At 68.1% G+C, this 24,004-nt stretch carries 19 protein-coding genes; 12 read left to right on the top strand and 7 right to left on the bottom strand.

What is annotated here, in order from left to right:
• Window positions 1-31: 31 nt before the first annotated feature.
• Entirely contained in the window at window positions 32-2,365 is a 2,334-nt protein-coding gene (pcrA, locus tag A5760_RS07370; RefSeq protein ID WP_064879191.1) for a DNA helicase PcrA, read from the top strand.
• 16 nt (window positions 2,366-2,381) lie between these two features.
• On the opposite strand, the gene A5760_RS26955 is transcribed toward pcrA, so the two are convergent.
• Together A5760_RS26955 and A5760_RS07360 are read right to left on the bottom strand one after the other, a co-directional pair.
• Window positions 2,382-2,972: a hypothetical protein gene (locus A5760_RS26955; protein WP_196772015.1), complete on the bottom strand. Its 591-nt coding sequence runs from the start codon at window positions 2,970-2,972 to the stop codon at window positions 2,382-2,384.
• A 1-nt stretch (window position 2,973) separates the two neighbouring features.
• Complete coding sequence (locus A5760_RS07360; RefSeq protein ID WP_082279376.1) at window positions 2,974-4,029, bottom strand: M23 family metallopeptidase; 1,056 nt, start codon at window positions 4,027-4,029, stop codon at window positions 2,974-2,976.
• A 323-nt stretch (window positions 4,030-4,352) separates the two neighbouring features.
• Here A5760_RS07360 and sucC point away from each other — a divergent pair, with 323 nt between their 5' ends.
• The 3 genes from sucC to A5760_RS07345 all read left to right on the top strand — a co-directional run bounded on the left by sucC (window position 4,353) and on the right by A5760_RS07345 (window position 8,179).
• Window positions 4,353-5,516 carry an ADP-forming succinate--CoA ligase subunit beta gene (gene sucC / locus A5760_RS07355; RefSeq protein WP_064879189.1) on the top strand — a complete coding sequence of 388 codons (1,164 nt, stop codon included), beginning with the start codon at window positions 4,353-4,355 and terminating at the stop codon, window positions 5,514-5,516.
• A gap of 12 nt (window positions 5,517-5,528) precedes the next feature.
• A complete protein-coding gene (gene sucD / locus A5760_RS07350; RefSeq protein WP_064879186.1) occupies window positions 5,529-6,431 on the top strand; it encodes a succinate--CoA ligase subunit alpha in 903 nt (300 codons plus the stop codon).
• A gap of 221 nt (window positions 6,432-6,652) precedes the next feature.
• Window positions 6,653-8,179, top strand: coding sequence for an acetyl-CoA acetyltransferase (locus A5760_RS07345; RefSeq protein ID WP_064879184.1), 1,527 nt, complete (start codon window positions 6,653-6,655; stop codon window positions 8,177-8,179).
• Between the two features lie 3 nt (window positions 8,180-8,182).
• Here the strand turns inward: A5760_RS07345 and A5760_RS07340 are convergent, their stop codons facing one another.
• The gene (locus A5760_RS07340) at window positions 8,183-9,031 is read right to left on the bottom strand and encodes an LLM class F420-dependent oxidoreductase (RefSeq protein ID WP_064879182.1); all 849 of its coding nucleotides are present in this window, start codon (window positions 9,029-9,031) and stop codon (window positions 8,183-8,185) included.
• Between the two features lie 254 nt (window positions 9,032-9,285).
• Here A5760_RS07340 and A5760_RS07335 point away from each other — a divergent pair, with 254 nt between their 5' ends.
• From A5760_RS07335 to A5760_RS07300, 8 genes are all read left to right on the top strand, one after another.
• Window positions 9,286-10,194 carry a DUF5336 domain-containing protein gene (locus A5760_RS07335; RefSeq protein ID WP_064879179.1) on the top strand — a complete coding sequence of 303 codons (909 nt, stop codon included), beginning with the start codon at window positions 9,286-9,288 and terminating at the stop codon, window positions 10,192-10,194.
• Window positions 10,195-10,241: 47 nt separating this feature from the next.
• Complete coding sequence (locus tag A5760_RS07330; RefSeq protein ID WP_064879178.1) at window positions 10,242-11,639, top strand: DUF6350 family protein; 1,398 nt, start codon at window positions 10,242-10,244, stop codon at window positions 11,637-11,639.
• A 114-nt stretch (window positions 11,640-11,753) separates the two neighbouring features.
• The gene (gene purN, locus A5760_RS07325; RefSeq protein WP_064879176.1) at window positions 11,754-12,401 is read left to right on the top strand and encodes a phosphoribosylglycinamide formyltransferase; all 648 of its coding nucleotides are present in this window, start codon (window positions 11,754-11,756) and stop codon (window positions 12,399-12,401) included.
• Window positions 12,398-13,981: a bifunctional phosphoribosylaminoimidazolecarboxamide formyltransferase/IMP cyclohydrolase gene (gene purH / locus A5760_RS07320; protein WP_064879174.1), complete on the top strand. Its 1,584-nt coding sequence runs from the start codon at window positions 12,398-12,400 to the stop codon at window positions 13,979-13,981. Before purN ends, purH begins: the two co-directional genes overlap by 4 nt.
• Before the next feature lie 234 nt (window positions 13,982-14,215).
• Complete coding sequence (locus A5760_RS26950; RefSeq protein WP_196772020.1) at window positions 14,216-14,785, top strand: LGFP repeat-containing protein; 570 nt, start codon at window positions 14,216-14,218, stop codon at window positions 14,783-14,785.
• A gap of 204 nt (window positions 14,786-14,989) precedes the next feature.
• On the top strand, window positions 14,990-16,375 hold the full coding sequence (locus tag A5760_RS07310) for an ATP-binding protein (protein ID WP_064879172.1): 1,386 nt from the start codon (window positions 14,990-14,992) through the stop codon (window positions 16,373-16,375).
• Complete coding sequence (locus tag A5760_RS07305; protein ID WP_064879170.1) at window positions 16,368-18,347, top strand: vWA domain-containing protein; 1,980 nt, start codon at window positions 16,368-16,370, stop codon at window positions 18,345-18,347. The genes A5760_RS07310 and A5760_RS07305 overlap by 8 nt, the downstream gene beginning before the upstream one ends.
• 78 nt (window positions 18,348-18,425) lie before the next feature.
• The gene (locus A5760_RS07300; RefSeq protein ID WP_064879168.1) at window positions 18,426-19,274 is read left to right on the top strand and encodes an aldo/keto reductase; all 849 of its coding nucleotides are present in this window, start codon (window positions 18,426-18,428) and stop codon (window positions 19,272-19,274) included.
• Window positions 19,275-19,283: 9 nt separating this feature from the next.
• On the opposite strand, the gene A5760_RS07295 is transcribed toward A5760_RS07300, so the two are convergent.
• From A5760_RS07295 to A5760_RS07280, 4 genes are all read right to left on the bottom strand, one after another.
• On the bottom strand, window positions 19,284-19,886 hold the full coding sequence (locus tag A5760_RS07295; RefSeq protein WP_064879166.1) for a DUF1707 SHOCT-like domain-containing protein: 603 nt from the start codon (window positions 19,884-19,886) through the stop codon (window positions 19,284-19,286).
• A 133-nt stretch (window positions 19,887-20,019) separates the two neighbouring features.
• Complete coding sequence (locus A5760_RS07290) at window positions 20,020-20,853, bottom strand: enoyl-CoA hydratase family protein (RefSeq protein WP_064879164.1); 834 nt, start codon at window positions 20,851-20,853, stop codon at window positions 20,020-20,022.
• Window positions 20,853-22,019, bottom strand: coding sequence for an acyl-CoA dehydrogenase family protein (locus A5760_RS07285; protein ID WP_064879162.1), 1,167 nt, complete (start codon window positions 22,017-22,019; stop codon window positions 20,853-20,855). The genes A5760_RS07290 and A5760_RS07285 overlap by 1 nt, the downstream gene beginning before the upstream one ends.
• Window positions 22,016-24,004 carry an acetyl/propionyl/methylcrotonyl-CoA carboxylase subunit alpha gene (locus A5760_RS07280; RefSeq protein WP_064879310.1) on the bottom strand — a complete coding sequence of 663 codons (1,989 nt, stop codon included), beginning with the start codon at window positions 24,002-24,004 and terminating at the stop codon, window positions 22,016-22,018. Before A5760_RS07280 ends, A5760_RS07285 begins: the two co-directional genes overlap by 4 nt.

Genomic DNA, 24,004 nt, shown 5'->3' with positions numbered 1-24,004 from the left:
CGTCAGTGGGCGGCGGTAAGTTTGGACTGACATGAGTGTGCACGCAACAGATGCCAAGCCGGCCTCCGAAGCAGATCAACTGCTCGAGGGCCTCAACCCGCAACAGCGCCAAGCGGTGGTGCATGAGGGTTCCCCCCTGCTGATCGTCGCGGGTGCGGGTTCGGGGAAGACCGCGGTGTTGACCCGCCGCATCGCCTACCTCATCGCGGAACGCGGGGTCGGGGTCGGCCAGGTGCTGGCCATCACCTTCACCAACAAGGCCGCCGCCGAGATGCGCGAACGGGTGGTGCGGCTGGTGGGCAACCGGGCCCGCGCTATGTGGGTCTCCACCTTCCACTCCACCTGCGTGCGCATCCTGCGCAACCAGGCGTCCCTGATCGAGGGCCTCAACTCCAACTTCTCCATCTACGACGCCGACGACTCGCGGCGCCTGTTGCAGATGATCGGGCGCGACATGGGCCTCGACATCAAGCGCTACTCGCCGCGGCTGCTGGCCAATGCCATCTCCAACCTGAAGAACGAGCTGATCGACCCCGCGCAGGCGGTGGGCAACCTGACCGACGACTCCGACGAGTTGTCCCGCACGGTGGCCAGCGTCTACGGGGAATACCAGCGGCGGCTGCGGGCGGCCAACGCGCTGGACTTCGACGACCTCATCGGGGAGACCGTGGCGGTGCTGCGGGCCTTCCCGCAGATCGCCCAGCACTACCGGCGGCGGTTCCGGCACGTCCTCGTCGACGAGTACCAGGACACCAACCACGCGCAGTACGTGCTGGTGCGCGAACTGGCCGGCCGCGGCAGCGACGAGGTGTCCGACGAGGTGCCGCCCGCGGAACTGTGCGTCGTCGGCGACGCCGATCAGTCGATCTATGCGTTCCGGGGCGCCACCATCCGCAACATCGAGGACTTCGAACGCGACTACCCGGACGCGACAACCATTCTGCTGGAACAGAATTACCGCTCGACGCAGAACATCCTGTCCGCGGCCAACTCGGTGATCGCCCGCAACTCCGGGCGCCGCGACAAGCGGCTGTGGACCGCGGAGGGCGCCGGTGAGCTGATCGTCGGGTACGTCGCCGACAACGAGCACGACGAGGCCCGGTTCGTCGCCGAGGAGATCGACGCGCTCGCCGAGAAGGGCGAGATCACCTATAACGACGTCGCCGTCTTCTACCGCACCAACAACTCGTCGCGGTCGTTCGAAGAGGTGTTCATCCGCGCCGGAATCCCCTATAAAGTCGTTGGGGGAGTGCGCTTTTACGAGCGCAAGGAGATTCGCGACATCGTCGCCTATTTGCGGGTGCTGGACAACCCCGGGGACGCGGTCAGCATGCGACGCATCCTCAACACCCCGCGCCGTGGCATCGGCGATCGCGCCGAGGCGTGCGTGGCGGTGTACGCCGAGAACACCGGCGCCAGTTTCGCCGATGCGCTTGTGGCCGCGGCCGAAGGCAAAGTGCCGATGCTGAATTCGCGTGCGGAGAAGGCGATCGCCGGTTTCGTCGAGCTGCTCGACGACCTGCGCGGCCGCCTGGACGACGATCTCGGAGACCTGGTCGAGTCGGTGCTCGAACGCACCGGATATCGCCGCGAACTCGAATCCTCGACCGATCCCCAGGAGCTCGCGCGCCTGGACAACCTCAACGAACTCGTCAGCGTGGCACACGAATTCAGTACCGACCGGGCCAACGCCGCGGCGCTGGGCGAGTCGCTGCAGACCCCCGAAGACGAAGACGTGCCGGACACCGGTGTGCTGGCGGAGTTCTTGGAGCGGGTCTCGCTGGTCTCCGACAGCGACGAGATCCCCGAGGACGGCGCCGGCATGGTCACCCTGATGACGCTGCACACCGCCAAGGGCCTGGAGTTTCCGGTGGTGTTCGTGACCGGCTGGGAGGACGGAATGTTCCCCCACATGCGGTCGCTGGACGATCCGGTCGAACTCTCCGAGGAGCGGCGGCTGGCCTACGTCGGGATCACTCGGGCGCGGCAACGGCTCTACGTGAGCAGGGCCATCGTCCGGTCGTCCTGGGGGCAGCCCATGCTCAACCCGGAATCGCGCTTCCTGCAAGAGATTCCGCAGGAGCTCATCGAATGGCGGCGCACGGCGCCGGCCCCGTCGTTCAGCGCGCCGGTGAGCGGCGCCGGCCGGTTCGGCACGCCACGGGCCGCCCCGACCCGCTCGGGGATGAGCAAGCGTCCGCTACTGGTGCTCGCGGCAGGTGACCGGGTGACGCACGACAAGTACGGGCTGGGTCGGGTCGAGGAGGTGTCCGGCGTCGGCGAATCGGCGATGTCGCTGATCGACTTCGGTAGCTCCGGGCGGGTCAAGCTGATGCACAACCACGCCCCGATCAGCAAGATCTAGCCGCGTTCGGCGACGGTCAGGCGTCCAGCCAGCGTTTGGTCTGCGGCAGCAGCACCAGCACGACCGTGGCGATCGGCAATATCGGCAACAGGTGGACAACCCACGCGACACGGGCCCCGGCGATGAACACGCCTATGTAGGTGAGGAAGGCGACCAGCGCGCCGGCCATCAGAAGGTAGCGGCTGATTGATCGGCGCTTCAGCAACAGGATCACGCCTGACACCGTGGTGCCCGCGAACACCAGGGCCAGGAAGGCGACCGCGATGCAGAACAGACGGTCGGTTCGCCACCAACCGGCGATCAGGTCGGTGGCCACCACTGACGTGGCCCAGCCGCTGACGATGCTCACCGCGCACGCGGCGACGGCCGTCCGATCGCTGGGCTCAAGGGCCGGCACTCCGGCATAACCGGTGCGACCCGCGCGAGCACCGGCCCGGTAGGCCGCCGATTGCGGGGCGAAGTGGGTGGTCGGACTGTCCGGCGTGGTCGGGATGGGCCCGGTCGGCGCGCGGCGGATGATCCGTGTCCGTGACTCGGAGGGCGAATCGTGCTCGGGCGTAGGCTCGGCTGGACGCGGACCGGAAGTTTCTTCGTTCGGCGCGGTCACCTCAACCAGCGTAGTTGCCGACCATAAGACCACGCTTAGCGAGCCACGGCACGGGGTCGATCCGTTCGCTGCCACCCTGCAGCACCTCGAAATGCAGGTGTGGGCCGGTGGAATTGCCCCGGTTGCCCATGGTGGCGATCTGGTCGCCGGCCATCACGCGCTCACCGACGCTGACCAGTGTGGTGTTGATGTGGCCGTAAAGCGTGACCGTGCCGTCGGCGTGACGCAGCTTGACCAGCATGCCGTAGCCGCTGGCCGGGCCGGAGTCGATGACGACGCCGTCGGACACCGCGTAGATCGGTGTCCCGATCGAGTTGGCCAGGTCGATACCGGCGTGCAGCACGCCCCAGCGGTAGCCGAAGTTGGAGGTGAAGATGCCCTTGGTCGGCATCACGTAGAGCGGCTGCGACAACCGCGCCTCGCGCTGAGCGCGATCGTTGGCGAAGGCGACGCCCTTGGCGAGCTCCTGATTGTGCAGCGCGGCGGTGGCCGCCGGCGCCGCGGCGATCACCTGCGGGCCGCGGACGGTGCTGCTGCCCGCCCCGCCGGTGAGCGCGGACGCGTTGGCCGTCAGCACGGCGTCGTCGGTTTTGGGGGTGTCGGCGTGGCTGGTGGCCGTGTGGGCGGCCGCGGCGGCGGCGCCGGCGGCCATCGCCGAGATCAGCAGCCGGCCCCGGGCAGCGCTGGTCGGTTCTTTGCGGTGCTGCCCGCCGCGGCGTGCGACGCCGACGACGTCGGTGGTGTGTGAGCGCTCGAGACGCCGCTCGGTGCGCGGCTCGACGATCACCCGCGGCAGCACCTCGGTGACGGGTGCGGCCAGCCATACCGGGCGTACGTCGTCGGCCTCGTTCAGGTCATCGAGCTCGGGCGCCAGCAGCACCTGCGCTTCGTTGTCGAACGGCGAGTCGTTGCTGAAGTCCAAGTCGCCGAGATCACCGGCGTCGTCGCTGAACTCGAAGTCGTCGAAATCAAATCCGTCGAGTGGGAGGATCTCGGTGACTTCGGTGCGATGCGGTGCGTCGGCCCACCGGGCGCCTGCGGCGCGACCTACCCTCACGACGCCTTCAGTTACGGCAGAAGGCCGGGCAAAAAGGTGCTGGGACAACCTGAAATGTCCTCGTATCGTGACCATAACGTTATCTGGACCCTAGGAAGGTATCCGCTAACGCGCGGGCCTGGCAACCTCGTTGGAAAATCCGGGCGGAATTGTGATTTGGATCACGCGGGCGGTCAACCCCTAGCCGGTGAGCTGTGCCACATCGTCGGACGCGGCCGTAAAAGCCGTTTGAGGGGTGGATACAGTTCGTCCGTGCGAGTTGCCGAGTGCGGCACCGCCCACCAAGAGGCCTAGTAGTTGAGTCGAGCGAAGACAGAGAGTCCATGGACCTTTTCGAATATCAAGCAAAAGAATTGTTCGCCAAGCACAACGTACCGACTACGCCGGGACGCGTGACCGACACCGCTGAGGGCGCTCGCGAGATCGCCACCGAGATCGGTCGTCCGGTGATGGTCAAAGCGCAGGTGAAGGTCGGCGGACGTGGCAAGGCGGGCGGCGTCAAGTACGCGGCGACTCCCGAGGACGCCTACGAGCACGCCAAGAACATCCTCGGTCTCGACATCAAGGGACACGTCGTGAAGAAGCTGCTGGTCGCGGAGGCCAGCGACATCGCCGAGGAGTACTACATCTCCTTCCTGCTCGACCGCGCCAACCGCACCTACCTGGCGATGTGCTCGGTCGAGGGCGGGATGGAGATCGAAGAGGTGGCCGCCACCAAGCCCGAGCGGCTGGCCAAGGTTCCGGTGGACGCCGTCAAGGGTGTCGACCTGGCGACCGCGCGTTCCATCGCCGAGCAGGGGCACCTGCCCGCCGAGGTGCTCGACGCCGCCGCGATCACCATCAACAAGCTGTGGGAGGTCTTCGTCGCCGAGGACGCCACCCTGGTTGAGGTCAACCCGTTGGTGCGCGACCCGCAGGACCGGATCCTGGCGTTGGACGGCAAGGTCACGCTGGACGCCAACGCCGACTTCCGTCAGCCCGGCCACGCCGAGTTCGAGGACCGCGACGCCACCGACCCGCTGGAGCTCAAGGCCAAGGAGCACGACCTCAACTACGTCAAGCTGGACGGCGCGGTCGGCATCATCGGTAACGGTGCGGGCCTGGTGATGTCGACGCTCGACGTCGTCGCCTACGCGGGCGAGAAGCACGGCGGGGTCAAGCCGGCCAACTTCCTCGACATCGGTGGTGGCGCGTCGGCCGAGGTGATGGCCGCCGGCCTCGACGTCATCCTGAACGACAAGCAGGTCAAGAGCGTGTTCGTGAACGTGTTCGGCGGCATCACCTCCTGCGACGCCGTCGCCAACGGCATCGTGACCGCGCTGAACATGCTCGGCGACGAGGCCAACAAGCCGCTCGTGGTCCGGCTCGACGGCAACAACGTCGACGAAGGCCGCAAGATCCTGGCCGACGCCAACCACCCGCTGGTGATCCAGGCCGAGACCATGGACGCCGGTGCCGACAAAGCCGCCGAGCTGGCGAACAAGTAAGGGACACAAGAGATGTCGATCTTCCTGAACAAAGACTCCAAGGTAATCGTCCAGGGCATCACCGGTGGTGAGGGCACCAAGCACACCGCGCTGATGCTGAAGGCCGGAACACAGGTGGTGGGCGGCGTGAACGCACGCAAGGCCGGCACCACCGTGTCGCACGTGGACCCCGTCGGCAAGGACGTCGAGCTCCCGGTCTTCGGCACCGTCGCGGAGGCGATGAAGGAGACCGGCGCCAACGTGTCGGTCGTCTTCGTGCCGCCGAAGTTCGCCAAGGACGCGGTCATCGAGGCCATCGACGCCGAGATCCCGCTGCTGGTCGTCATCACCGAGGGAATTCCGGTGCAGGACAGCGCCTATGCGTGGGCCTACAACGTAGACAAGGGGCAGAAGACCCGCATCATCGGGCCGAACTGCCCCGGCATCATCACCCCGGGCGAGGCGCTGGCCGGCATCACCCCGGCGAACATCAGCGGACCCGGCCCGGTCGGCCTGGTCTCCAAGTCGGGCACCCTGACCTACCAGATGATGTACGAGCTGCGCGATTTCGGCTTCTCCACCTCGATCGGCATCGGCGGCGACCCGGTGATCGGCACCACCCACATCGACGCCATCGAGGCCTTCGAGAAGGACGCCGACACCAAGGTCATCGTGATGATCGGTGAGATCGGCGGTGACGCGGAGGAGCGTGCGGCCGACTACATCAAGGCCAACGTTTCCAAGCCGGTCGTCGGTTACGTCGCGGGATTCACCGCGCCGGAGGGCAAGACGATGGGCCACGCGGGCGCCATCGTGTCCGGCTCGTCGGGCACCGCGGCCGCCAAGAAGGAGGCCCTGGAGGCGGCCGGCGTCAAGGTGGGCAAGACCCCGTCGGAGACCGCCGCGCTGGCCCGGGAGATCCTGCAGAGTCTGTAGACCCGTGGCGATCGCGAGCGCGGCGTGGCCGGGCGAAGCGGGTCGCCACCATCGCACCCGTGGCGATCGCGAGCGCGGCGTGGCCGGGCGAAGCGGGTCGCCACCATCGCACCCCTGGCGATCGCGAGCGCGGCGTAGCCGGGCGAAGCGGGTCGCCACCATCGCACCCTGCGCGGGCCCCGGATTTGGCCGGGGCCCGACCGCCGGTAGATAGTGGGTCTATGAATCTCGACCCGAACACCCCCGTCATCGTCGGGGTGGGGCAGTTCACCGAGCGCATCGAGGACTCCGGCTACCGCGGAATGTCGTCGGTGGAATTGGCGACGGCAGCGGCGCAGGCCGCGCTGCATGACTCCGGGGCCGACGCCACCGCGGTCGCCGCGGCCATCGACACCGTCGCCGCGATCCGGCAGTTCGAGCTCTCCGGGCGCACACCCGCGCCGATGGGCAAGTCCAACAACTACCCGCGGTCGGTGGCCAAGCGCATCGGGGCCGCGCCGGCCCGCGCGATTCTCGAGCCTATCGGCGGCCAGGGCCCCCAGCATCTGGTCACCGAGTTCGCCGGCGTCATCGCCTCGGGTGAGGCCGAGGTCGTGATGATCTTCGGCTCCGAAAACACGTCCAGCATCCGGTATTTCGCCGACCGGGATAAGCCGGACCACTCCGACACGGTCGAGGGTTCCCTCGAGGACCGGGGCTTCGGCTACGACGGTCTGTTCGACGACTACACCGTCGCGCACGGCCTGATCGGCGCGCCCGCCCAGTACGGGCTGCTGGAGAACGCGCGCCGCGCCCGGCGTGGCTTGAGCGTGGCCGACTACCGGCGCCAGATGGGCGAGCTGTTCGCCCCGTTCACGAAGGTGGCGGCCAAGAACCCGTTCGCGTCCTCCCCGGTGGAGCGCAGCGTCGACGAGCTGATCACCGTCACCGCGTCCAACCGGATGATCTGCGATCCGTACCCGAGGCTGCTGGTGGCCCGCGATCAGGTCAACCAGGGCGCGGCCGCGCTACTGATGTCGGTGGGCGCGGCCCGCCGGCTCGGGGTGCCCGACGAACGCTGGGTGTTCTTGCACGGCCACGCCGACATGGTGGACCAGCCGCTGCTGGATCGCCTTGACCTGACGCACAACTCGGCTTCGGTGCTGGCGGTCCGGGAAGCTCTCTCCGGGGCCGGCGTCGGCATCGACGACGTCTCGACCTTCGACCTCTACAGCTGCTTCCCGGTGCCGGTGTTCAACTTCTGCGACGGAATGGGTCTGGCCGCCGACGATCCTCGCGGGCTGACGCTCACGGGCGGTCTGCCGTACTTCGGCGGACCCGGCAACAACTACTCACTGCACGGCATCGCCGAGACGGTCAGCGAAATGCGGGACCTCCCAGGGCAATTCGGCCTCGTCGCCGCCAACGGCGGGATCATGAGCAAGTACTCCGTCGGCGTCTACTCGACCACGCCGGTGAACTGGAAGCCCGACAACAGCGCCGCCCTGCGCGCCGAGGTCGCCGCGCGCCCCAAGATGCCGGTGACCATCAAGGCCGACGGCCCGGCCACCATCGAGACCTACACCGTGCGCTACGACTGGCCGGTGCACACCGGCCTCATCGTCGGCCGCCTCGACGACGACGGGAGCCGCTTCCTGGCCCTGAGCGAGGACCCCGATCTGGTCGGCCTGCTCAGCGACGGCGAGCCGCTCGGGGCTTCGATCGTGGTCCGGTCGACCGAGAAGGACAACCGGGCCACGCTCGCCTGAGCGTCAGACCAGGGCGGCGAGCTTGCCGGCCAGCCGCTCGACGTAGGCGGCGACCTCGTCCTCGGACTTGTCCGGCAACCCGAACAGCACCTCGGTCACCCCGAGCTCGGCCCACTTGGCGAGCTTCTCGGGCACCGGCTTGAAGTCCAGCGCCACGATCTGCGGGGCACCGTCGCGGCCCGCGGCCGCCCAGGTGTCCTGCAGCAGCTTCACCGGCTCGTCGATGTTGAAGTCGCGCGGAGTGGTGATCCAGCCGTCGGCGCTGCGGGCGATCCACTTGAAGTTCTTCTCGGTGCCCGCGGCGCCCACCAGCACCGGGATATGCGACTGCACCGGCTTGGGCCAGGCCCAACTGGGGCCGAACTTCACGAACTCGCCGTCGTACTGGGCTTCCTCTTCGGTCCACAGCGCCCGCATCGCCTCGAGGTATTCGCGCAGCATGGTGCGGCGCCGGCCCGGTGGCACGTTGTGGTCGGCGAGTTCGTCGGTGTTCCAGCCGAACCCGACGCCCAGGCTGACCCGTCCGCCCGACAGGTGGTCAAGGGTCGCAATACTTTTCGCCAAGGTGATCGGGTCGTGCTCGACCGGCAGGGCCACCGCGGTGGACAGCCGCACCCGTGAGGTGACCGCGCACGCAGCACCCAGGCTTACCCATGGGTCTAGTGTCCGCATGTAGCGATCGTCGGGCAGCGATTCGTCCCCCGTCGTGGGGTGAGCCGCCTCGCGCTTCACCGGAATGTGAGTGTGTTCTGGCACGTAGAAGGTCTGAAAGCCGTGGTCGTCGGCGAGCTTCGCGGCCTTCGCCGGGGAGATGCCACGATCGCTGGTAAAAAGCACAAGCCCGTAATCCATGCAGAGAATTAGAACGTGTTCTACCTCCGCTGGGCAAGCCGTGGTGACACGGACCGTCTCGCGAGGGGCTCCCGGCGCCGCCGGCGTGGGCCGCACCATTCAAGCCAGTGGCAGCGGCACAGGTTGCCGCACGTGCGCTAGCGTGGGTGATCGACCGCGTCGCTAACGCAGCGAGGCGCCTGGAAGCACAGCGTTGCACTGCAACCGTGGCGACCGCCAGGCAGTTCAAGGCACTGGAAGCAACAGGAGGAGCCATGACCTACTCTCCCGGAAGCCCGGGCTATCCACCGGCGCAACCCGGCGGCGGCTATGCGGGCGCCACACCGTCCTTCGCCAAGGACGACGACGGAACGAGCAAGCTGCCGTCCTACCTGAACATCGCGGTGGTCGTGCTGGGTCTGGCGGCATACCTCCTGAACTTCGGTCCCACCTTCACCATCGGAGCCGACCTCGGCCCGGGCATCGGTGGACGCGCCGGCGACGCGGGCACCGCGGTGGTGGTCGCCGTCCTGGCCGCGCTGCTCGCCGGGCTCGGCCTGCTGCCGAAGACCAAGAACTACCCGGGAATCGTCGCGGTGATCGCGGTTCTGGGTGCGTTGCTGGCCATCACCGAGACGATCAACCTGCCCGCCGGTTTCGCGATCGGCTGGGCGATGTGGCCGCTGGTGGCGGCCGTCGTGCTGCAGGCGATCGCCGCGGTCGTCGTGGTCCTGCTGGAGTCCGGGGTGATCACCGCACCGGCGCCGCGGCCCAAGTACGACCCGTACGCGCAGTACAACCAGTACGGGCAATACGGCCAGTACGGCCAGCAGCCCTACTACGGACAGCAGGGCGGCCAGCAGCACGGGGGCCAGCAGCAATCGCCGCAGGGATACGGGTCGCAGTACGGCGGCTATTCCCCGAGCGGGGCGCCCACCCAGAGCGGCGTGCCGACCGGCGGTTTCGGTGCTCAGCCGGCGCCGCAGTCGGGTTCCCAGCCGTCCGCGCAGCAGCAGGGCCCGTCCACGCCGCCCACCGGCTTCCCCAGCTTCAGCCCGCCGCCGAACGTCGGTGGATCGGATGCCGGTTCGGCGACGACGAACTTCTCCGAGCAGGGTGGGGGCCAGCAGTTCGGCCAGGAGCAGCAGTCGGGGTCGTCACCGTCTGGGCCAGCGCCCGCCTGACCGTGCGCTGTCGCGCCTAGTCGGGGACGTGCCCCAGAGTGACACGGGTGGAGGACAACCGGGCAGCGGGCGCTCGGCAGGCGCGTGATCTAGTCAGGGTCGCGTTCGCGCCGGCAGGGGTGGCGTTGGTCATCATCGCCGCGGTGACGCTGATCCAGTTGTTGATTGCCAACAGCGACATGACCGGCGCGCTGGGCGCCATCGCCAGCATGTGGTTGGGCGTGCACCAGGTCCCGGTCTCGATCGGTGGCCGCGAACTCGGTGTGATGCCGCTGCTGCCGGCCCTGCTGATGATCTGGGCGACCGCGCGCAGCACAGCGCGCGCCACCACGCCCCACTCGTCGTGGCTGGTCGTCCGCTGGGTCGTCGCCTCGGCGTTGGGCGGCCCGCTGCTCATGGCGGCGATAGCGCTGGCGGTCATCCACGACGCGTCCTCGGTGATCACCGAGCTGCAAACGCCCAGCGCGCTGCGCGCGTTCCTCAGCGTGCTCGTGGTGCATGCCGCCGGCGCCGGGATCGGTGTGTGGTCCCGGGTGGGGCCGCGCGCGCTGGCGGCGGCGTCGCTGCCGTTCTGGCTCGGCGACTCCGTGCGCGCCGCATCCGCCGGCCTGCTGGCGTTGCTGGGGCTGTCCGGCCTGGTGGCGGCCGGGTCGCTGGTCGTGCACTGGTCGACCATGCAGGAGCTCTACGGCATCACCGATTCGATCTTCGGCGAATTCAGCCTCACCCTGCTGTCAATGCTCTACGCGCCCAACGTGATTGTGGGCACCGCGGCGATGGCCGTCGGCTCCAGCGCGCATATCGGGTTCGCGACCTTCAGTTCATTCACCGTGTTCGGTGGCGATATCCCGGCCCTGCCGGTGCTGGCCGCGGTCCCCAGGCCACCGTTGGGGCCGGTCTGGGTGGCGCTGCTGATCATCGGCGCGTCCTCCGGTGTGGCGGTCGGCCAGCAATGCGCCCGGCGTGCGTTGCCACTGCTCGCGGCCGCGGCCAAGCTGCTGGTGGCCGCGGTCGGCGGGACGCTGGTGATGTCGTTGCTCGCGTACGCCGGCAGCGGCCAGCTGGGCAACTTCGGCCACGTCGGTGTGGACCAGGGCGCGTTGCTCGTCGGCGTCTTCTTCTGGTTCGCGGTCGTCGGCGGCATCACCGTGGTGATGAGCGGGGGGATCATGCGCCGTCCCCGACGGATCAAGCCCAGGCCCGCACCCGCCGCGGCGGTCGAGGAACCCGCAGACTTCGCGGGCGTTTTCGACGACGATCGGCTGTCCGAGGACGCCGAGGGGGAGGACGCGATCCCGTCGGATTCGGCCGACTCGGGCGACGTGCCTCCGGGCGATGTGGGTGCCCCCGGCGACCCGACCGAACCCGACGCACCGGCCGGTGGCGACGCGCCACCCCCCGCCGAACCGGAGCGACGCGCGTCTGAGCGAGATTCCGGGGATTAGGCCTTTTGCCCTGCGGCCGGCCCGATCGTCGGGGTGATGACGTCGCCCGAGTCGATTGCCCGACTCCTCACGTCGCTGCACGACGCGCATCGTCGTCGGGCTAGGCTCGCCGATGTGGTCGAACCGCTCCATGTGCCCCGGAACGCACCGGCACGGGTAGTGGTACTGGCGTCGGGCACCGGGTCGCTGCTGAATTCACTGCTGACCTCCGCCGTCGCGGACTACCCGGCCAGGGTGGTCGCCGTCGGCGCCGACCGCGACTGCCTGGCCACCGAGATCGCCGCGGCGGCGTCCGTGCCCGCGTTCACCGTCCGGCTCGGCGATCACCCGGACCGCGTCGCCTGGGACGCGGCCATCACCGAGGCCACCGCCGCGCATTCACCCGACCTGGTGGTCTCCGCCGGCTTCATGAAAATCCTTGGGCCGCAGTTTCTTTCGCGGTTCTACGGTCGCGTTATCAACACCCATCCGGCGCTGCTGCCGGCGTTCCCGGGCGCGCACGGAGTGGCCGAAGCGTTGGCCTACGGTGTGAAGGTCACAGGCTGTACGGTGCACCTGGTAGACGCCGGGACGGACACCGGGCCGATTCTGGCGCAGGAATCCGTTCCGGTGCTCGACGGCGACACCGAAGAGACTCTGCATGAACGCATCAAAGTCACCGAACGCAAGCTCTTGGTGGACGTGGTGGCTGCGATCGCAACCGGCGGCCTGACCCTGGTCGGGAGAACAGCGACGATCGGACGAAAGGCGACGAACCGATGAGCACCGACGACTGGCGCGAAGACGCCAAACGGCCGATCCGGCGCGCCTTGATCAGCGTGTACGACAAGACGGGGCTGGTCGACCTCGCCCAGGGCCTGGCCGGTGCGGGCGTCGAGATCGTCTCGACCGGGTCCACCGCGAAGGTCATTGCCGACAAAGGCATTCCGGTGACCCGCGTCGAGGAACTGACCGGTTTTCCGGAGGTGCTCGACGGCCGGGTCAAGACACTGCACCCGCGCGTGCACGCGGGCCTGCTGGCGGACCTTCGCAAACCCGAGCACGCCGCCGCACTCGAGGAACTTGGCATTGCCGCGTTCGAGCTCGTCGTCGTCAACCTGTACCCCTTCACCGAGACCGTCGACTCCGGGGCAAGCATCGACGAATGCGTCGAACAGATCGACATCGGCGGCCCGTCGATGGTGCGGGCCGCGGCGAAAAACCATCCCAGCGTGGCGGTGATCACCGACCCGCGGGGCTACGACGGAGTGCTCGCCGCGGCGCGCGAAGGCGGCTTCACCCTCGCCGAGCGTAAAAAGCTGGCCTCGCTGGCGTTTCGGCACACGGCCGAATACGACATCGCGGTCGCGAGCTGGATGGAGTCGACGCTGGCTCCCGAACACCCGCCGACGGCCTTCCCGAAGTGGCTGGGCCGCAGCTGGCGCCGCTCGGCGATGCTGCGCTACGGCGAGAACCCGCATCAGCAGGCGGCGTTGTACAGCGACCCGGGCGCGTGGCCGGGGCTGGCGCAGGCCGAGCAGCTGCACGGAAAAGAGATGTCCTACAACAACTTCACCGATGCGGACGCGGCCTGGAGGGCCGCCTTCGACCACGAGCAGACCTGCGTGGCAATCATCAAGCACGCCAACCCATGTGGCATCGCCATCTCGTCGGCATCGGTCGCGGACGCACACCGCAAGGCGCACGAGTGCGATCCGCTGAGCGCCTTTGGTGGGGTCATCGCGGCCAACACCGAAGTCAGCCTGGAGATGGCCGAATATGTGAGCACCATCTTCACCGAGGTCATCGTCGCGCCCGCGTACGAGCCGGCCGCCCTGGAGGTGCTGACCCGCAAGAAGAACATCCGGGTGCTGGTGGGTTCGGAGCCGCTGAGCGGTGGCACCGAGCTGCGGCCGATCAGCGGCGGCCTGTTGGTGCAGCAGCGCGACGAGCTCGACGCGCACGGCGACAACCCGGCGAACTGGACGCTGGCCACCGGCTCACCCGCCGATCCGGCGACGCTGGCCGACCTGGTCTTCGCCTGGCGCGTGTGTCGCGCCGTGAAATCGAACGCGATCGTGATCGCCGGCGGCGGCGCCACCATCGGCGTCGGCATGGGTCAGGTGAACCGGGTCGACGCCGCGCGGCTGGCCGTCGAACGCGGCGGCGACCGGGTACGCGGCTCGGTCGCGGCCTCGGATGCGTTCTTCCCCTTCCCCGACGGACTCGAGACGCTGACCGGCGCCGGGGTGAAGGCGATCGTGCACCCCGGCGGATCGGTGCGTGACGACGAGGTGACCGCGGCGGCCGCCAGTGCCGGCATTTCGCTCTATCTCACCGGGGCGCGTCACTTCGCGCACTAGCCACGGTGTGCACTGATATCGGTGTAACCCGGACGCTGCCGCGAGTTCCATCATCGAGCGGCCCGTTGGTGATGGGGGTCACAAAAGGCGACCATCCTCAGTACGATGCGTTCGGGGAGGACCCGACGGCTCGGCCGTTGTGAACTCACTATTTTTTCGGCTGGTCGTGGATCGACCTACCTTCCCTTGTCGATACGCGGACGGCGGGTCCCGTCCATTCTCGAAAGGAATGAAATGCGTGAGATTACAAAACGAACGGCTGCTTTCTCCGTTGCGCTCGCGGGGTTCGCGCTGATTGGTGGCGGGTGCAGCAAGACGAACAACGCCGGGCAAGCAACCAGTTCTGCTAGCTCTTCGGTGACGTCCTCGGCAACCGCGGGAACATCGGCCACAGCGGCGCCATCGGAAAGCACGAGCGCAAGCGGTGCCCCGAGTTCAACGCAGATCAACGGTGCCAATGGCACTCCCTACACGGTCGAGGGGCCGATCCTGGCGAAGTACAACGGCCTTGACGACAAGGCGCGGAAAGACCTGGGCGCCCCCACCGGCAACGAGCAGAAGAACCCGGATGGCGGCATCTACCAGCAGTTCGACGGCGGCGTAATCGTTTACAAGACCCAGGCTTACGTCGTGTGGGGCAAGATTCGCGACAAATGGAACCAGCTCGGCGGTTCGCAGGGCCAGCTGGGTTATCCGACCAGCGACGAGGTCGACACCCCCGACGGCATGAAGAAGTCGACATTCGAGCACGGCACCATCACCTGGAAACCCGGCGACGCCGAGGCCACCGTTACGAACGGTTAATCCGCGCGGGGCCGCCGCTGCGGCGCGGTGGCTCAAACGATCCAGCGCGAAGGCCGGGCAATCTGCTACGACACCCGGCCTTCGCCTGTATCGCGCACTCGGCGGCACCGGCGGTTGTCGGCCGAAGGCGGGCGACGCAGGTGTCAATAAGCGTGTAGTGAACGCCCTTGGCATGACTCGTCTGAGCGCGCGTCGTAGCGTGGTGTGGTGACGTCACCGAGCAACCTGCCCCGCACAGTCGGCGAACTGCGTGCCGCCGGTCATCGTGAACGGGGAGTCAAGCAGGAAATACGCGAAAATCTGCTCACCGCACTGGCCGAGGGAGATGACATCTGGCCGGGCATTCTGGGATTCGACGACACCGTCTTGCCCCAGCTGGAGCGGGCGCTGATCGCGGGCCACGACTTCGTTCTGCTCGGTGAGCGGGGCCAGGGCAAGACCCGGCTGCTGCGCGCGCTGACCGGATTGCTCGATGAGTGGACGCCGGTGATCGCCGGGGCCGAACTGGGTGAGCACCCCTTCTCGCCGATCACCCCGGAGTCCATCCGCAAGGCCGCCACCCTGGGCGACGACCTGCCGATCGAATGGAAGCACCGCAGCGAGCGCTACACCGAAAAGCTCGCCACCCCGGACACCAGCGTCGCCGACCTGGTCGGCGACATCGACCCGATCAAGGTCGCCGAGGGCCGCAGCCTGGGAGACCCGGAGACCATCGCCTACGGCCTGATCCCGCGCGCGCACCGCGGCATCGTCGCGGTCAACGAGCTGCCGGACCTCGCCGAGCGCATCCAGGTGTCGATGCTCAACGTGATGGAGGAACGCGACATCCAAGTCCGCGGGTACACGCTGCGCCTGCCGCTGGACGTGTTGGTGGTCGCCAGTGCCAACCCCGAGGACTACACCAACCGGGGCCGCATCATCACCCCGCTCAAAGACCGTTTCGGCGCCGAGATCCGGACCCACTACCCGCTGGAGCTCGATGCGGAAGTCGGCGTGATCGCGCAGGAAGCGCACCTCTCGGCCCAGGTTCCCGATTACCTGATGCAGGTCATCGCGCGGTTCGCCCGCTGCCTGCGTGAGTCCAATTCCGTCGATCAACGCTCCGGGGTGTCGGCGCGGTTCGCGATTGCCGCCGCCGAGACCGTCGCCGCCGCCGCGCGGCATCGCGGTGCGGTGCTGGGGGAGACCGATCCGGTGGCCCGGGTGGTGGACCTGGGCACGGTGATCGACGTGCTGCGCGGCAAGCTGGAATTCGAATCCGGCGAGGAAGGTCGCGAGCAGGCCGTGCTCGAACACCTGCTACGCCGGGCGACCGCGGACACCGCGTCGCGGGTGCTGGGCGGCATCGACGTCGGTTCGCTGGTGAGCGCGGTCGAGGGCGGTTCGGCGGTGACGACGGGTGAGCGGGTGTCGGCCAAGGACGTGCTGGCCGCGGTCCCGAGCCTGCCCGTGGTGGACAAGATCGCGGCAAAGCTCGGGGCGCAGTCGGAAGGCGAACGCGCCGCGGCGCTCGAGCTGGCGCTCGAGGCGCTCTATCTGGCCAAGCGCATCGACAAGGTATCCGGGGAGGGTCAAACCGTCTATGGCTAAAGGGCATTCCTCGCGCTACTCGGCGTACACCGGCGGGCCCGACCCGCTGGCCCCGCCGGTGGATCTGCGCGAGGCGCTCGAACAGATCGGCCAAGATGTCATGGCCGGCACGTCGCCGCGCCGTGCGCTGTCCGAGCTGCTACGCCGCGGCACCAAGAACATGCCCGGTGCCGATCGGTTGGCCGCCGAGGCCAACCGGCGACGACGGGATTTGTTGCGGCGCAACAACTTAGACGGAACCCTGCAGGAGATCAAGAAACTTCTGGATGAGGCCGTGCTGGCCGAACGCAAGGAGCTGGCCCGCGCGCTCGACGACGACGCCCGGTTCGGCGAACTGCAACTGGACGCGCTGCCGTCGTCGCCGGCCAAGGCCGTCCAGGAGCTCTCCGACTACAACTGGCGCAGCGGCGAGGCCCGCCAAAAGTACGACCAGATCAAGGATCTGCTCGGCCGCGAGATGCTCGACCAACGCTTCGCGGGCATGAAGCAGGCGCTGGAAGGCGCCACCGACGAGGATCGGCAGCGGGTCAATGAGATGGTCAACGATCTCAACGACCTGCTGGACAAGCACGCCCGCGGCCAGGACACCCAGCAAGACTTCGAAGACTTCATGGACAAGCACGGCGAGTTCTTCCCGGAGAATCCGCAAAACGTCGATGAGTTGCTGGATTCTCTGGCCAAGCGCGCCGCCGCCGCGCAGCGTTTCCGCAACAGCCTGAGCGCCGAGCAGCGCGCAGAGCTGGATGCCCTGGCGCAGCAGGCTTTTGGCTCGCCCTCGCTGATGCAGGCGCTGGACCGGCTCGATGCGCACCTGCAGGCGGCACGGCCGGGGGAGGACTGGAGCGGGTCCGAGCAGTTCTCCGGTGACAACCCGTTCGGGATGGGGGAGGGCACCCAGGCGCTGTCCGACATCGCCGAGCTGGAGCAACTGGCCGAGCAGCTCTCGCAGAGCTATCCGGGCGCCACCATGGACGACGTCGACCTGGACGCGCTGGCACGCCAGCTCGGTGACGACGCCGCCGTCGACGCCCGCACGCTCGCCGAATTGGAACGCGCACTGGTCAATCAGGGCTTCCTGGATCGCGGCTCCGACGGCCAGTGGCGGCTGTCGCCGAAGGCCATGCGCCGACTCGGCGAGACTGCATTACGCGATGTGGCACAACAACTTTCCGGTCGCCGCGGTGAGCGCGACCATCGGCGCGCGGGAGCGGCCGGCGAACTCACCGGGGCCACCCGGCCCTGGCAGTTCGGCGACACCGAGCCGTGGAACATCTCCCGCACGCTGACCAATGCCGTTCTGCGGCAATCGGGAACCGCCACCCTGGACGGCCCGGACGGCCGGTTGAAGATCACCGTCGACGACGTCGAGGTCTCCGAGACCGAGACACGTACGCAGGCCGCGGTCGCGCTGCTGGTCGATACCTCGTTCTCCATGGTGATGGAGAATCGCTGGCTGCCCATGAAGCAGACCGCGCTGGCGCTCAACCACCTGGTGTGCACGCGCTTTCGCTCGGATGCCTTGCAGATCATCGCTTTTGGCCGATACGCGCGGACGGTGACCGCCGCCGAGCTCACCGGGCTCGAGGGCGTCTACGAGCAGGGCACCAACCTGCATCACGCGCTGGCGCTGGCCGGGCGCCATCTGCGCCGGCATCCCAACGCGCAGCCCGTGGTGCTGGTGGTGACCGACGGCGAGCCGACCGCGCACCTGGAGGACTTCGACGGCGACGGCACGACCGTGTTCTTCGACTATCCGCCGCATCCGCGGACCATCGCCCACACCGTGCGCGGCTTCGACGAGATGGCACGCCTGGGCGCCCAGATCACCATCTTCCGGCTGGGCAGCGACCCCGGCCTGGCCCGGTTCATCGACCAGGTCGCCCGGCGGGTCGAGGGAAGGGTCGTGGTACCCGATCTCGACGGATTGGGGGCGGCCGTGGTCGGCGACTACCTGCGGTCTCGCCGTCGCTAGTTGTCCGCATCGGCAACTCCCGTCGGGGGATAGGTGTGCTCTGGACGGGGTACAGGCACTTGGAGAAGGAGGAGACGGATGAGCCAGGTTCCAACGATCGAACTCAATGACGGTGTCCGCATTCCGCAGCTGGGTTTCGGGGTATTCCAGATCAAGCCCGACCAGACCGCGGCGGCGGTCAAGACGGCACTCGAGATCGGATACCGCCACATCGACACGGCCGAAATGTACGGCAACGAAAAGGAAGTCGCACAAGGCATTCGCGATGCGGGCCTGGACCGCGGCGACGTCTTCGTCACCAGCAAGCTCAACAACGGATTTCACAAGCCAGAGGATGCGCGTCGCGCCTTCGACGAGACGCTGAAGAAGCTGGATTCCGACTACGTCGATCTGTTCCTCATCCACTGGCCGCTGCCCACCCTCTACGACGGCGACTTCGTCTCGACGTGGAAGGTCTTCGAGGAGTTCAAGCGTGACGGCCGGGCCCGCAGCATCGGTGTGTCGAATTTCCAAGTCGCACATCTGGATCGGCTCGCCGACGAGACCGACACCGTCCCGTCGGTCAACCAGGTCGAGGTGCATCCGTACTTTGGCAACGACGAAGTCCGGGCCTATGGGCGCGAGCACGGCATCGCCACCGAGGCGTGGGCGCCCATCGCGCAGGGCAAGGTGCTCGACGATCCGGTGATCAACCGCGTCGCCGAGGGCCGCGGTAAAACCGCCGCGCAGGTGGTGTTGCGCTGGCACATTCAGCGGGGCGACATCGTCTTCCCGAAATCGGTGACGCCGGAACGGGTCAAAGAAAACTTCGAGCTGTTCGACTTCGAGCTGGACGACTCCGACATGGACGCGATCTCCGGGCTGAACAAGGGTGAGTCGGGACGCAACGGCCCCAACCCCGACACGTTCGATTACGTGCCCGACTAAAGCGTTCTGCTAGCCGCGTGGCCGGCGGGCCTTGCGGATGATGCCGACCCCGCCCCACAGCGAGAAGCCGCGAATGTGGACGGTCGGGGCACCAGGAGTGCCCTTCCCGAGGGCGGCGCGATCGAAGTTGCCCATCACGCCGCGGCCGTGCACCTCGACGTTGATCTCGGGCGGCAGCAAAATGTTTTGCACGCCCATAATCGACATCGCATGAATGTCGACCTCGGTCGAGGTGAAGTCGGCGTAGCGCAGATCGACCACCCCGCTGCCCCACAGGGTGAAGGTGGTGAGCTTCTTCGGGACATTCCATCGCCCGCGGCGCTCGAAGCCGCTCATCAATGCCAGCAGTAGCGTCGACGGCGCCGGATTGGGCTTGCCGCCACGGCGGGGGCCGATCGGCGTCCCCGGCAGATCGGCCCGCAGCTGATCCAGCTCCTCGTACGTGGTGGCCGCATAAGCCTTGGTCAGGCGGTCCTCGTAGTCGTTGAGCTGCAGACGGCCCTGCTCGGCCGCATACGCGAGCAACTGCGCAGTCTGGATGCGATCAGTATCAGCCGCGCGCGACGGCTCGCCGCGCGTGTCCTCCGCATCCCGTTGTGTTGAGTTGCTCATCACCCACGAGCCTACGACGTCCAGGTTTTGCTGCAAGAGGATTGGCTAAACTGCAACCTTGCGCCGGCCCGCGCCGTGCCGGCGGCCGTCCGGCCGGGTCCCTTGTTTGACATCTGGCTAACTTCTCGGCTGGCTAACTCGTCCAGTTGGGCGGCCGCTTCTCCAGGAACGCCAGCATGCCTTCGCGCGCTTCGCCGGATACGAACAGCCGGGCCGATTCCTCGGCGAGCCGCTCGGCGTCGCGGTCGAACCCCTCCAGCACCGCGGCCGTGGTCAGTGCCTTGGAGGCCGCGAGCCCCTGCGGTGAACCACGGCCGATGTCGGAGACCAGTTTCTCGACCGCGGCGTCGACGTCCTCGGCGGCCTCGGTGATCAGTCCGATCTCGGCCGCCCGGCCGGCGTCGAACGTCTCGCCGGACAGGTAGTAGCGCGCCGCGGCCCGCGACGACAGTTTCGGCAGCAGCGTCAACGAGATGATCGCCGGGGCGACGCCGATCCGTGCCTCGGTCAGCGCGAAGGTGCTGCGCGGGCCGGCGACCGCGAGATCGCAGGCACCCACCAGACCGAATCCGCCGGCGCGAACGTGCCCATTGACCGCGGCGATCACCGGCAGCGGCGAGGAGACGATGGCCCGCATCAAGGCGGCCATTTCCCGGGCCCGCTCGACGGCCATGTCGTATGCCGATGGTGGCGACCCGCTTCGCCCGGCCGCGCCGCCCTCGTGATCGCCACTAGGGCCGCCTCCGCCGGCTTCGCTCAGATCCGCGCCGGCACAGAAGGTGCCGCCGGTGTGGCCCAGCACCACCACCCGCACGGCCGGGTCCGCCGAGGCGTCGCGCAGGCCCTGGTGCAGTTGGTTGACCAGCGTGGTGGACAGCGCGTTGCGGTTGTGCGGCGAGTTCAGCGTCAGCCGCGCGTACGGGCCCTCCGTGTCGGCGGGCCCGGTGTATTCGACGCGCGCCTCCATCAGTAGCTTCGCGGCAAGCCCAGCGATGTCTGCGCGACGAAGTTCAGCACCATCTCGCGGCTGACCGGAGCGATGCGGCCCAGCCGGGCCGAGGTCAGCATCGCGGCCACGCCGTACTCCTTGGTCAGCCCGTTGCCGCCCATCGACTGCACCGCCTGGTCCACCGACCGCGTGGCCGCCTCGGCCGCAGCGTATTTCGCCATGTTCGCGGCCTCGGCCGCGCCCATGTCGTTGCCCGAGTCGTACAGGGTGGCGGCCTTCTGCAGCATCAGCTTGGCCAGCTCGACCTCGATGTGGCACTGCGCCAACGGATGTGACAGACCCTGGTGCGCGCCGATCGGCGTGCCCCACACCTGGCGGGTCTTGACGTAGTCGGCGGCCTTGTTGAGGGCGAACCGTCCCATCCCGACAGAGCTCGCCGCGCCCATGATGCGTTCGGGGTTGAGCCCGGCGAAAAGCTGTGCGATGGCGGCGTCTTCGGCCCCGACCAGCGCGTCGCTGGGCAGCCGAACGTCGTCGAGGAAGACCTGGAACTGGCGTTCGGGACTGATCAGTTCCATTTCGATTGGCGTGTAGGTGAATCCGGGCGCGTCGGTGGGCACCACGAACAGCGCGGGGCGCAGCTTGCCGGTCTTGGCCTCTTCGGTGCGGGCCACCACGAGCACCGCCTGCGCCTGGTCGATGCCAGAGATGAAGACCTTCTGGCCCTTGAGGATCCAGTCGCTGCCGTCGCGGCGGGCGGTGGTGGTGATCTTGTGTGAGTTGGAGCCGGCGTCGGGCTCGGTGATGGCGAACGCCATCGTCAGCGTGCCGTCGGCGATGCCCGGGATCCAGCGCTTCTTCTGCTCCTCGGTGCCGAACTTGCTGATGATGGTGCCGTTGATGGCGGGCGAGACCACCATCAGCAGCAGCGCGCTACCCGCGGCCGCCATCTCCTCCATGACCAGTGACAGCTCGTACATTCCGGCGCCGCCACCGCCGTACTCCTCGGGCAGGTTCACCCCGAGGAAGCCGAGTTTGCCTGCTTCGGACCACAATTCGTCGGTGTGCTCGTGGGCGCGGGCCTTGCGCAGGTAGTACTCGCTGCCGTAGTTGGCTGCCCACGCCGCTACCGATTTGCGTAGGGCCTGACGCTCCTCGCTCTCGATGAAGCTGGTGTCGGTCATGCTTGATCCCCTTCTGATTGCGGCGCTTCCACTCTTGCCAGCACGGCGCCGACTTCGACTTGCTGACCGGTCTTGACGTTGAGTTCGGCGAGTACCCCGTCGACCGGGGCGGCGATGGTGTGTTCCATCTTCATGGCTTCCAGCCAGATCAGTGACTGGCCGGCGGTGACGGTGTCGCCGATTGCGGCGCCGAGCCGGATGACGCTGCCGGGCATCGGTGCCACCAGCGAGCCCTTCTCGACGGTGGAACCGGGTTGGGGGAAGCGCGGCAGCGCGACCAGGTGTACGGGTCCGCGTGCGGAATCGACGTAGACGTCGGAATCGCCCGCGTCGTAGCGCCGCACCGAGAAGGTGTGGTCGACGCCGTCGGCCCGCAGCACGACGTCCTGCGCCGTGGCCGACACCAGCTGGACCGACGGGTCGTCGGGGAGGGCCAATCCGGTTCTGCTGAACCGGTATTGAACCCGATGCTCGTCACCCTGGTCGTCGCGATAGTCCTTGACCTGATGGCCCGACGACAGGTTGCGCCAGCCGCTGGGAACGGCGCCCAACACCGGGGCGACGGCGCGGTTGTGCGCGGCGTCCGCGAGCGCGGCCGCGATGGCGGACAGGCGGACCACCGCGGCGTCGCCGAGCGGCGCCGCAAGCCGCGCCAGGTCGTGGGTATCGAAAAACGCGGTGTCGGTGGCACCGTCGAGGAACGCCGGATGCCGCAGCACGTTCACCAGCAGATCGCGGTTGGTGCGCACCCCATGCACGCGGGCCCGGGCCAGCGCGTCGGCGAGGACCAGCGCCGCCTGGCGGCGCGTCGGGGCGTAGGAGATGACCTTGGCCAGCATCGGGTCGTAGTGGATCGAGACGGTGAACCCGTCGACGATGCCGGAATCCAGCCGGATTCCGGTCCGGTGTCCCAGCGGGCTGAACTCGGTCCGCGCCGACGGCACCTCGAACGCGTGGACCAGGCCGGCCTGCGGCTGCCAGTTCTTGGCGGGGTCCTCGGCGTACAGACGCGCCTCGATCGAATGTCCTTGGGCGGCGGGTGGTTGCGCGTCGAGACGCTCGCCGTCGGCGACGGCGAGCTGCAGTTCGACGAGGTCGAGTCCGGTGGTCTCCTCGGTGACCGGGTGTTCGACCTGCAGCCTGGTGTTCATCTCCAGGAAGTAGAACTCGCCGTCGTCGTCGGCCAGGAACTCCACCGTCCCGGCGCCGGTGTACCCGATGGCTTCGGCGGCCAGCCGGGCCGCGTCGAACAGCTTGGCGCGCATGCCCGGTGTGCGCTCCACCAGCGGCGAAGGGGCCTCCTCGATGATCTTCTGGTGGCGGCGCTGAATCGAGCATTCGCGTTCGCCGACCGCCCACACGGTGCCGTGGGTATCGGCCATGACCTGAACCTCGATGTGGTGCCCGGTGGGCAGATAGCGTTCGCAGAACACGGTCGGGTCACCGAATGCGGACTGCGCCTCGCGGCTCGCTGCAGCGACTTCGCCTGCCAGAGCGGACAATTCGCGGACAACCCGCATGCCGCGGCCACCGCCGCCGGCGGAGGCCTTGACCAGCACCGGCAGCTGCGCCTCGGTGACCGTCTCGGGGTCGAGCTCGTCAAGCACCGGCACCCCGGCCGCGGCCATCAGCTTCTTGGACTCGATCTTGGAGCCCATCGCGCGCACCGCGTCCACCGGCGGGCCGATCCAGGTCAGGCCCGCATCCTGGACGGCGGCGGCGAATTCGGCGTTCTCCGAGAGGAACCCGTAGCCGGGGTGTATGGCGTCGGCACCCGCGGTACGGGCGGCCGCGATGACGGCCGCGGCGTTGAGGTAGTCGTTGGTCTTGTCCAGCCGCACCCGGGCGTCGGCCTCGGCGACGTGCGGCGCGCCGGAGTCGGGGTCGGTGTAGACAGCGACGGTGCCCAGGCCGAGCCGGCGGCAGGTGGCGAACACCCGCCGGGCGATCTCGCCCCGGTTGGCGACCAGTACTCGAGTGATCAT

Origin of the sequence: Mycobacterium colombiense (assembly GCF_001665835.1) — a bacterium.
Classification (GTDB): Bacteria; Actinomycetota; Actinomycetes; order Mycobacteriales; family Mycobacteriaceae; genus Mycobacterium; species Mycobacterium colombiense_A.
The sequence above is the reverse complement of the archived record's forward strand: the minus strand, read 5'-3'. Positions and strand labels throughout refer to the sequence as shown.

What these genes read in the sequence shown, in the direction of transcription:
- pcrA (WP_064879191.1), top strand. Translation starts at nt 32, where the DNA reads ATGAGTGTGCACGCAACAGATGCCAAGCCGGCCTCCGAAGCAGATCAA.
- sucC (WP_064879189.1), top strand. Translation starts at nt 4,353, where the DNA reads ATGGACCTTTTCGAATATCAAGCAAAAGAATTGTTCGCCAAGCACAAC.
- sucD (WP_064879186.1), top strand. Translation starts at nt 5,529, where the DNA reads ATGTCGATCTTCCTGAACAAAGACTCCAAGGTAATCGTCCAGGGCATC.
- A5760_RS07345 (WP_064879184.1), top strand. Translation starts at nt 6,653, where the DNA reads ATGAATCTCGACCCGAACACCCCCGTCATCGTCGGGGTGGGGCAGTTC.
- A5760_RS07340 (WP_064879182.1), bottom strand. Translation starts at nt 9,031, where the DNA reads ATGGATTACGGGCTTGTGCTTTTTACCAGCGATCGTGGCATCTCCCCG.
- A5760_RS07335 (WP_064879179.1), top strand. Translation starts at nt 9,286, where the DNA reads ATGACCTACTCTCCCGGAAGCCCGGGCTATCCACCGGCGCAACCCGGC.
- purH (WP_064879174.1), top strand. Translation starts at nt 12,398, where the DNA reads ATGAGCACCGACGACTGGCGCGAAGACGCCAAACGGCCGATCCGGCGC.
- A5760_RS26950 (WP_196772020.1), top strand. Translation starts at nt 14,216, where the DNA reads ATGCGTGAGATTACAAAACGAACGGCTGCTTTCTCCGTTGCGCTCGCG.
- A5760_RS07305 (WP_064879170.1), top strand. Translation starts at nt 16,368, where the DNA reads ATGGCTAAAGGGCATTCCTCGCGCTACTCGGCGTACACCGGCGGGCCC.
- A5760_RS07300 (WP_064879168.1), top strand. Translation starts at nt 18,426, where the DNA reads ATGAGCCAGGTTCCAACGATCGAACTCAATGACGGTGTCCGCATTCCG.
- A5760_RS07295 (WP_064879166.1), bottom strand. Translation starts at nt 19,886, where the DNA reads ATGAGCAACTCAACACAACGGGATGCGGAGGACACGCGCGGCGAGCCG.
- A5760_RS07290 (WP_064879164.1), bottom strand. Translation starts at nt 20,853, where the DNA reads ATGGAGGCGCGCGTCGAATACACCGGGCCCGCCGACACGGAGGGCCCG.
- A5760_RS07285 (WP_064879162.1), bottom strand. Translation starts at nt 22,019, where the DNA reads ATGACCGACACCAGCTTCATCGAGAGCGAGGAGCGTCAGGCCCTACGC.
- A5760_RS07280 (WP_064879310.1), bottom strand. Translation starts at nt 24,004, where the DNA reads ATGATCACTCGAGTACTGGTCGCCAACCGGGGCGAGATCGCCCGGCGG.